Origin of the sequence: Bacteroides cellulosilyticus DSM 14838 (assembly GCF_000158035.1) — a bacterium.
Taxonomy (GTDB): domain Bacteria; phylum Bacteroidota; class Bacteroidia; order Bacteroidales; family Bacteroidaceae; genus Bacteroides; species Bacteroides cellulosilyticus.
The window spans coordinates 70,563-77,442 of record NZ_EQ973491.1 but is presented as its reverse complement, the minus strand read 5'-3'; the positions used below and the strand labels follow the sequence as shown (position 1 = coordinate 77,442).

Here is a 6,880-nt window from a genome sequence, read left to right as displayed (position 1 = left end):
CGGTAAACCTCACCGTATCTTCCGTAGCCACAGAAGCCGCCCAGGGAATCGTTTGCCGGATAGTCACCAGCCAATCGGACAGTTGCCCATCCGTTACACCTTCTTCCAGCAACAAATGCTCCGGTGCTTTCTCAGGCAATGTACGTCCTGTTTCATTATCAATCAGCATCAGTTTCGGAGGATACTCGTCAATCGTGAAGTCTTTCAGTTCAATGGCCAGCGGAAGTTCTATCAATTTACCGTGCTCATCCATTGCACGCCATTCGGCATTATCTATCCGGGTAGTCATTTTCAGCCGCTGCATATCGGCATTTCCCAAGGTTGCCGTAATCAAGGCAATGAACAGCCCGGCATGATTCAAAAGGAAAGCAAGCTTCTTCCATCTGAATGGAAATCCGGCACGAAACGTGGTCAACCCCAGTACAGTCACCATCCAGATATAAAGCAATACAAAAGGCCATGCCGAAAGCATTCGCGAAAAGCCAAACATATCTGCCGGATGATCGGAAGGGAGCTGACGGATAAGTCCCATCACCACCGTAATGCCCGCCACCCATAAAAGAGAAGAGACAGCTGATGTATAATGACTCATCCAACCGAAGAAATAGACACGTTTGCGCAGGCAATGCATGGCAACTATTCCGGCTATATATAAAACCAGAACAATGATATTCACCGGATAGGCAAACAGACTCCAATCTATTTCACCGATTGTAATCTGTAGCAGCCATCCTGTCACCAACAATCCTGCGCCTATCAGGCATCCTTCTTTAAATCCCCACGGTCTGATCCACATATCTCTGTTTTATTTCTGGGCCAGGCGACCGTTAGCTTTCGCTTTTTCCAGCCACGCAGGTACAGTTGTTTTCAAGAATTTCTCTTTAGCAGCTCTTTCCGCATCCATGTCGAGACCAATGTATTGTTGCGCTTTCTCTTTGGTTGAAATATCCGGCATCGGCACATCATCCGTAAAACCATGCTTAGCCAATACTCTTGATACAGCCAGACGAGCCTGCATAGCCTTATCCAGTCCATGTGAAAGGATACGTTGGATTTCCTGCGGAGCATGGAAAGAACCACCGTGAGAAGCCACACCGAAATCCCAACGCCACTGCGCCTGACGGATAAGGGCAAGTACATCTTTCATCTGATCTTCCGTAGCCCCCTTGTCCCATGCAAACTTTGCCTCGATATGAGCCTTAGCGAGTTCCTGTTCCAAACGGTTACGTATTTCGTTAGCCTTACGTTGACGTTCGTACACATTGTTACGCAGTGTTTCTTCACTTTCGCGATGGCAAGTCTGACAAGTACGGTCTATCATCGCCAGCGGGCTTTGAATATGGTGATCGCTGAATTTCACACCACCTTCGCTCTTATAAGGCATGTGGCAATCTGCACATGACACACCTCTCTGACCGTGAATACCCATCTGACAGATTTCATAATCAGGATGCTGCGCTTTCAATATCGGAGCACGGCTCAGTTTATGAATATAGTCATAGAAACCTTCATTATCATAATAAGCCTCCATATCTTCCACAGTAAAGCCTTTATCCCAAGGGAAAGTCAGATACTTACCATCACCTTTGAAGTAATATTCCACGTGGCACTGCGCACAAACCAGCGAGCGCATTTCCTGCGGAGTAGCTTTCGTAATATCCTTACCCTGGCGTGCAAAAGCCTCGATCAATGCCGGACGGCTGATGTGCAGGTTCATATTTTCCGGTTCGTGGCAATCGGCACATCCGATAGGATTTACAATCTCATCACCCATTGCTCCCCACTTATTATTATAGAATGCATCCACACCGATAGCCTCCATCATACGGGGAACATCCGGACTCTTACATGTCCAGCAGGTAGACGGTTGCGGGCCATCTTCGGGAGTAGCAGGTGCACCCGTACGAAGACTTGCCGTAATATCCTCTATCGCATGCATATGGCCACGCGGAGTCGAATAGTCCTTTGAGAAAGCATATCCTGCCCACAGAACTACCATTTCAGGACGTTGCTCCAATACATCGACTGCAATGTTTCCGTTGAATTCACTCTGGAAATCTGTCTTCGCTGTTTCCGTCCAAGTCTGATATTCACGGGGGAAATCACTTTTGAACACTTCATTACGGGCTTCAATGCCTGTAATAACAGTCCTGCGGTTATTGAACACGCTTTCTAATTCCGCCCGCCTCTCCATCAGTGCGGAAACACATAATCCTAATACAAACACGACTACCATCGAACCACCGAACAGCAGCCAGCCTTGCCATGACTTCAATTTCTTTTCCATAAGTATATTGATTTTATTTCATTATTTCTTAAGCATCTTTTGCAACCAGTCCGGAACGGGCGATTCGGGATAAGGTACCAGTGCATTGGGAGTAGATGACAACGAATTGCTTCCACCATGCGGCACATCCCGGTGACAATCCCAGCAAGCCTTACCCTCGCCTACCTGAGACATCATATAATCTATTTTTCCGGTTTTCACAAACTCCGTATTCAACTGCGTATGGCAACGAATACAGTTATTCATAATCACCTCTGAACTGGCTTCATGCGCCCTGATAACCTGCGGCTCGCTCTTTGTCAAAAAAGCAGCTACATGCTTCATACCGTCCATCCCTTTGAATGTCCATTTCTTAACGACATTCTCATGAGGAACATGACAATCATTACAAGTGGCATCCCGACTATGTGAACTGTGGAACCATGTAGCATAGTAAGGTGCCATAATATGACAGTTCACGCACGCTGACGGCTCATCCCCCAAGTAGGTATGCGCCCGCAGCAAATACATGAACAAGCCTCCCCCGCCTACCACAACACCGCAAATTATTATCGCAGCCACTTTCCATTGGTACGAAGGTAAAAACCTGTTTATAAATGACAATTTCTTCATAGGAAATAGTATTTTTCACAAAAGTAGGGGCTTTATTTTTAAAAAAGTGTAATAATGATTACATCTTTTATACAGTCTTGCGCTATCTTTGAAGAATTTCGTTGAGTAATTATCCACCCTCATCCGTATATTCTTTAAACACCTAATGTTATTGATAGAATATGAAAGTACTTAGTTTATTGATATGTCTTCTCTTTTCAGGGATATTACAAGCTCAGGAGGTGAAAATCGCCTTCCAACAGCAATTGCCGAATAGCCATCCACGTTACCTGACAGACAGTAACAGTAAGAGTGAAACCCTGAATCTGATAGAAAAAGAAGATTGGGCAAAAGACGTATTTGAGAAATTGAAAAAGCGAACCGATCTTTATGCTAACCTGACAGACGCCCAACCGGACTGGTTACTTTCGCGCCTTGCCATGTATTGGAAGTCTCATGCTACGGATGTATATATAAAAGGTGAAACCTTCGACCATGCCGGAGGCGAAAAAGCACCGGCACCCACCGTTCGCTATACCGGTACGCGTGGCACATTCGCCACCCACGGACGTCCCCGTCTGGAAGATGTAGTGCCATACGATGACGATGCTGAAGGAAATGTGACATTTTGTAACAATGCCCTGCCCGGCCGCCCCATGGAGAGTGTACATCCTTCTAAAACCGGCCGTAACATCGAAAGCCTGAACCGTGAAATCATGGGTATCGCCCGTGATGCCGCCTTCCTTTACTGGCTTACCGGAGAAGAAAGATATGCAAAACTTGCCGCCGGAGTATTCGATACCTATATGACCGGTATCTATTACCGGAATGTTCCTATCGACCTCAACCACGGCCATCAGCAAACGCTGGTAGGAATGAGTTCTTTCGAGGTTATCCACGAAGATATTCTTTATGATATCGTTCCCCTTTACGATTTCCTGTATGACTACCTGAATACCCGGCATACCGACAAGATGGATATATACGCAGGAGCTTTCAAGAAATGGGCGGACAATATCATTGCAAACGGTGTTCCTCACAATAACTGGAACCTGATGCAGGCTCGCTATGTTATGAATATCGGTATGATACTGGAAAACAACAAGCAATATGCCGATGGTAAAGGGCGCGAATATTACATTGATTATGTACTCAACCGTTCCAGTATTCGCCAATGGAGTCTGACTAAATTAGCCGATTATGGCTTCGATCCAAAAACAGGTATCTGGGCCGAATGTCCCGGGTACAGCAATGTAGTACTGAATGACTACACCAGTTTTGCTACTCTCTTCGACCGGAATCTGAATTATGATCTGGTGAAAGCAATGCCGGTTCTCTCTAAAGCGGTAGTCGCTACTCCGCAATATTTGTTCCCTAACCGGATGATCTGTGGTTTCGGTGATACCCACCCGGGATATCTGAACACCAATCCTATATCCCGCATGATACGAAACGCGCAGCACAACGGCAAGAAAGAGCAAGAAGAATATTTCACTGCCATGCTGAAATGCTTCCATCCTGATGCGGGAAAAACTAAAGACAACAAAAAAAGTGTCCCTGTTTCTATCAGTTCTTTCTTTGATGAAAAGCCATTGGAACTGAATCCCAATATCGAAGCCGGAAAAATAGAACAATATGTCTCTCCCTTCTTCTATGCACCGAACGTTTCCTGGCTGGTACAACGAAACGGAATGAATCCCCGTAACAGCCTTATGATATCCCTGAATGCCAGTGAAGGAAACCACATGCATGCCAATGGCATATCCATGGAGCTTTATGGTAAGGGATATGTTCTGGCTCCCGATGCCGGAATCGGCCTTTACTTATACAGCGGACTGGACTATCTGGAATATTATTCTCAATTTCCCAGTCATAACACGGTTTGCGTGGATGGCATTTCCAGTTACCCGGTTATGAAAAGTAATCACTCCTTTGATCTTAAATCCAGTTTCCCTGTTTCTTCCGAACCGGTAAAAGCTTTCTCTTCCGTAACCTATAGCGATGTTTCTTTCCGTGAACCGGAAAGTCGTGCCGACCAGACCCGCATGATGAGTATCGTCACTACCGGTCCGGAAACCGGTTACTATGTAGATATCTTCCGCAGCCGGAAAGAACGTGTGGTGATAAAATGCATGATTATTTCTATCATAATCTGGGGCAAACCCTAACACTGACAGGCACAAACGGTACAGACTTGAATTTGCAACCCACCGAAGAACTGGCCTTTGCCGGTGCTCACCTTTATGCTTATTCTTATATCTATGATAAAAAGTCAGCTACTACCGACAAAGATATAAAAGCTACATTTACCATTGCCATGCCCGACAAGGATGACATTTCAATGAACTTGTGGATGAAAGGAGAAACAGATCGGGAAGTTTTCACCGCCTTGTCTCCCATGACGGAAGGTTTGAGCCGTACCCCGGGGATGCCATATAATATAAAAGAACAGCCTACCCTGACATTTGTAGCCCGCCAGAAAGGAGAAGCCTGGAACCGACCATTCGTCGCTATCTATGAGCCCTCATCCGTAAAAGAACCCGGCTGCATTGCCGAAGTAAGCTTCCCCGAAGTAAAAAGTAAAACGGAAAACAGTGCCACCAGCATATGTGTTGTACAAAAAGATGGACGTATAGATTATATCCTGTCATCAGATACCCCCACGGATATCTGCACCAGTGGAAAAATGAGTGCACAAGCCACCTATGCTTTATGGGGAAATAAAAAGGGCGATGATTGCACCTTCTTTTTAGGACATGGCACTTTGCTAAGTACCCCGAATGTAGTTATCAAGGCGGAAACTCCCGCAGAGATATTACTGGAATTCAAGAAAGGGGCATGGTACTACACTGCATCCGCCGATTGCTCCATCAGTATCAAAAAGAAGACGTATAAACTAAAAGCCAATACAGCGGAAATGGAATTGAAGTGAAAACAATAGCATCAAATCCATATCATCTCCGTATCTGATCCGTACCCTGTCCGCAAGCCAATAAGTCAGCAAAGACTCTTCGACTGCCGAATAATCATCCTAAACCCGAATATTTTCGTTCTTTTTCCTTATATTTGCTGTACAGAAACATAATGTATAGAAACGAAAGATACCATATCGTGAAAAACATATCGAAATATATCATCCTGCTATTCCTGCTGTTTGGCTTCCTTCCGGGCTATTCACTCCCCTCTGTCTTCCGGGGACTGTCCGTCACCGAAGGACTTTCCGACTTAGTAGTAAATGCACTTTATAAAGACTCCATTGGCTATGTTTGGATAGGTACCGGTAATTCTTTGGAACGTTTTGACGGCACACGTCTGAAACATTTCCTGATTTCCGGAGCGAATGAAAAAATCAAGCGAGTCAATGCTATCGCCGAAATGGAAGGCAACCAGATATGGATGGGAAACGGCATGGGACTTTGGCGGGTAAATACCGAAAAAGATATTCTCGAACCGATTGCTGCTGAAACTTTACACTATGGCGTCCGGACGCTCCTACCTGATGGGAAAGGTACTTTATATATAGGAAGTGAGGCCGGTCTGTTTATCTATAAAAACGGGAACCTGGAACAAAAGCTCATAGATCCCAATGTCCTTTCAGCCTCTAATATCATCACCGGACTAAGTCTTAGTGAGGATGGCATTCTCTGGATAGCCACCAACGACGGACTTTATTCCCTGACACTTGCCGACAAGAAAATCGTCCCTTATCATAATATAGTAGAAGACAAACATTTTTGCTCTTACAACAATATCACCCGCATCGGCAACGTACTTTATCTGGGTACGATGGGTCAAGGTATTATCAGCTTCGATACACAAACACATAAGTTCAGGCCCTTCATCGATGTAGGATGCAATGTGATATCTTCGCTGTCCGGTGATGGTAAAGATATGTTGTATGTGGGTACGGATGGAAATGGAGTACATTTCATTTCTACCAAACAAATGAAAGTTCTACGCTCTTTGCGCCACGAACCGGGAAAAGACGAAAGTATCCGTTCC

General features: G+C 45.3%; 3 protein-coding genes and 2 pseudogenes. 2 read left to right on the top strand and 3 right to left on the bottom strand.

The window, feature by feature from the left end:
- The 3 genes and pseudogenes from BACCELL_RS12640 to nrfH all read right to left on the bottom strand — a co-directional run.
- Positions 1–796 (bottom strand): annotated as a pseudogene (locus BACCELL_RS12640) (hypothetical protein); the annotation flags it as partial.
- A gap of 9 nt (positions 797–805) precedes the next feature.
- Entirely contained in the window at positions 806–2,287 is a 1,482-nt protein-coding gene (nrfA, locus tag BACCELL_RS12635; RefSeq protein WP_007212199.1) for an ammonia-forming cytochrome c nitrite reductase, read from the bottom strand.
- 21 nt (positions 2,288–2,308) lie between these two features.
- Entirely contained in the window at positions 2,309–2,899 is a 591-nt protein-coding gene (gene nrfH, locus BACCELL_RS12630; protein WP_007212198.1) for a cytochrome c nitrite reductase small subunit, read from the bottom strand.
- A 161-nt stretch (positions 2,900–3,060) separates the two neighbouring features.
- Between nrfH and BACCELL_RS12625 the strand changes: the two are divergent.
- Together BACCELL_RS12625 and BACCELL_RS12620 are read left to right on the top strand one after the other, a co-directional pair.
- Positions 3,061–5,810: pseudogene (locus tag BACCELL_RS12625) on the top strand (heparinase II/III domain-containing protein).
- Between the two features lie 152 nt (positions 5,811–5,962).
- Positions 5,963–6,880 (top strand): ligand-binding sensor domain-containing protein (locus BACCELL_RS12620; RefSeq protein ID WP_007212195.1); only part of this gene is annotated, 918 nt, incomplete at its 3' end.